Raw genomic sequence first — 655 nt, forward strand, 5'->3', positions numbered from 1 at the left:
TTCGCCCGCGGGCACCGCCCGGTCGATCAGGGCGTCCAGATCAGCGAGGTAGTCGGGGAACCAGTAGCGCCCCTCGGGGGCCCGGTCGCTGTCGCCGAATCCCCGCCAGTCCGGTGCCAGCCGCCGCCAGCCGTCACCGAGGGCCGCCGCCAGCGGACCGAAGCCGGCACCGGTATCCATCCAGCCGTGGAGCAGCAGCATCGTGGGCGCTGACGGCGCGCCGGACCACTCGTGGACGGTATAACCGACGCCGCCGAGCTCGTGCCGGCGGCTCGCGGCGGGCCACCAGTCCGGGTCAATCGATGCCGAAACGTGCTGCATGCTCGCGGATATCCCATTCCTCGGCACCGAAGGCCGCCGTCTCGGTACCGGTCAGCACTGCCTCGACAAAGGCGGCCACCCGCTCCGGCGGCTCCAGCTCACCGGCCTCCTTGAGGGCGCGGAAACGCGCCACGGCAGGGAAATCCGCCTCGTCCTGCTCGCGGATGAGTGCCTGCATGTCGGTATCCACCACCCCGGGCCGCAGGCTGCCCACGGCGATGTCCCGGTCCCGGAGCTCCTCACGGAGCACCGTGTAGAGCATGTACAGCGCGGCCTTGCTGGTGCAGTAGGCCCCCCACCCCGGGATCGCCCGGTGCGCCGCCCCGGAGGAGAC

At 71.9% G+C, this 655-nt stretch carries 2 protein-coding genes; both read right to left on the reverse strand.

All coding sequences use genetic code 11. The features are described 5' to 3' along the window. The coding region (locus tag G7A99_RS25710; protein WP_240466400.1) for an alpha/beta fold hydrolase at positions 1 to 321 on the reverse strand (321 nt) is incomplete at its 3' end. Then, positions 296 to 655: SDR family NAD(P)-dependent oxidoreductase (locus tag G7A99_RS23385; RefSeq protein ID WP_163144444.1), on the reverse strand; the 360-nt coding region annotated here is incomplete at its 5' end. The genes G7A99_RS23385 and G7A99_RS25710, both read right to left, overlap by 26 nt.

The organism is Arhodomonas sp. KWT (genome assembly GCF_010993615.1).